The organism is Actinosynnema sp. NPDC059797 (genome assembly GCF_042732085.1).
In the GTDB taxonomy this organism is placed as follows: Bacteria; Actinomycetota; Actinomycetes; order Mycobacteriales; family Pseudonocardiaceae; genus Actinosynnema.
Genome location: NZ_JBHWIE010000675.1, coordinates 1 through 2,039, shown reverse-complemented (window position 1 = coordinate 2,039; position 2,039 = coordinate 1). Strand labels below are relative to the sequence as shown.

Below are 2,039 nucleotides of genomic sequence, written 5' to 3'. Positions count from 1 at the left end.
GCGATGTGGTGCAGGACGAGCAGGAGCACGTGGTGGTCGTCGGCGACGCGCAGCAGGGTCGCGCGCACCGGCAGCTCGGCGGTCAGGTCGAACGCCTCCCGCGCCGCATCCCGGGCCAACCCGTCCACCTCGGCCTCCGCCGCCTCCCGCAGCGGCAGGCCGAGCAGCACGTCCTCGGCGGGCCGGACCACCTGCTGCGGCACCCCGTCGATCGACGGGAACACCGTGCGCAGGGCCTCGTGCCTGCGGACCACGTCGGTCAGCGCCGCCCGCAGCGCGTCCGGGTCGAGCCGGCCGCGCAACCGCACCGCGTGCGGCACGTTGTAGGCCGCGCCCGCGCCCTCCAGCTGGTCGATGAACCACAGGCGGGCCTGGGCGTAGGACAGCGGCACCTCGTCCGGCCGCGGCGCGGGGGTGAGCGCGGGCCTGCCCTCGGCCACGCGGACCAGCCGGTCGCCCAGCGCGGCGGGGGTGGGCCCGTCGAACAGGTCGCGGATGCCGACCTCCGCGTCCAGCGCCGCCCGCACCCGTCCGACCAGCTTGGCGGCCAGCAGGGAGTGGCCGCCGAGGGCGAAGAAGTCGTCGTCCAGGCCCACGTGCTCGTCGGGCAGGCCCAGGACGTCGGCGAACAGGCCGACCAGGATCACCTCGCGGGCCGTGCGCGGCGCCCGGCGCTCCGCCGCGGCGAGCCGGGGCGCGGGCAGGGCCGCCCGGTCGAGCTTGCCGTTGGCGTTGAGCGGGATGCGGTCCAGCAGCACGTACGCGCCGGGTCGCAGGTGGGCGGGCAGCAGGTCGGCGGCGTGGGCGGCCAGGGCAGTCGGCTCCGGCGCGGTCCCCGGCTCGGGCACCACGTAGGCGACCAGGCGCTTGTCCCCGGGCCGGTCCTCGCGCACCACGACCGCGCTGCGCCGCACGTCCGGGTGCGCGTCCAGGGCCGCCTGCACCTCGCCGGGCTCGATCCGGAAGCCGCGGACCTTGACCTGGTCGTCGGCGCGGCCGACGAACTCCAGCACGCCGTCGGCGCGCCACTTCACCAGGTCTCCGGTGCGGTACATGCGCCCGCCCGGCTCGAACGGGCAGGCCACGAACCGCTCGGCGGTCAGGCCCGGTTCGCCCGCGTAGCCCAGCGCCGAGCCGACGCCCGTGACGTACAGCTCGCCCGGCACGCCCGGCGGCGCCGGCTCCAGCCGGTCGTCCAGCACGTAGGAGCGCTTGTCGGCCAGCGGCAGGCCGATCGGCACGGCCTGGCCGGCGGTGTCGACGGGCCGCACGTCGTGGCCGCTGGTGTAGATCATGTGCTCGGCCGGGCCGTAGCCGTTGACCACCCGCACGCCCGGGTGGTCGCGCAGCAGCCGCGCCAGGTGCGGCGCCGACGCCGCCTCGCCGCCGGTCATCACCAGCCGCAGCACGTCGAACACGGCCGGGTGCTCGTCCAGCACGTAGTTGAGCAGGCTGGCGGACAGGAACACCGTGGTGACGCCGTGCTCGGCGACCAGGCGGGCGACCTGCGCCGGTTCGGGGGCGGGGCCGGGCTGGAGCACGCAGGCCGCGCCGGACAGCAGCGCGCCGAACAGCTCCAGCACGAACCCGTCCCACGGCACCGGCGCGCACTGCAACCACACCTGGCCGGGCGCGGTGTCCAGGAAGTCCTGGCCGACGAGGGTGCGCACGACCGCCCGGTGCGGCGCGAGCACGCCCTTGGGGCGGCCGGTCGAGCCGGAGGTGAAGATGACGCACGCGGGCGAGCCGGGGTCCACGGCGACGTCGGGCGCGTCGGCGGGGTGGCCGCCGACGTCGGTGGCGATGTCGACGAACCGGGCCGGGACGTCCGCGGCGCGCAGCCGGGCGGCGCCGGCCGCGTCGGTGACCACCGCGGACGCGGCGGCGGCGCGCAGGACCGCGGCCATGCGGCTCGGCGGGAAGCCGGGGTCGAGCAGGGTGAACCCGCCGCCGGCCTTGAGCACCGCGAGCACCGCGACGACCAGGTCGAACCCTCGGTCGAGCAGCACGCCGACGCGGGCGCCGGGGCGCACGCCCGA

Annotated in this window: 1 protein-coding gene; it reads right to left on the bottom strand. The window is 77.3% G+C overall.

The features are described 5' to 3' along the window. Nucleotides 1-2,039 (bottom strand): amino acid adenylation domain-containing protein (locus ACFV4N_RS43205; protein WP_499678501.1); only part of this gene is annotated, 2,039 nt, incomplete at both ends.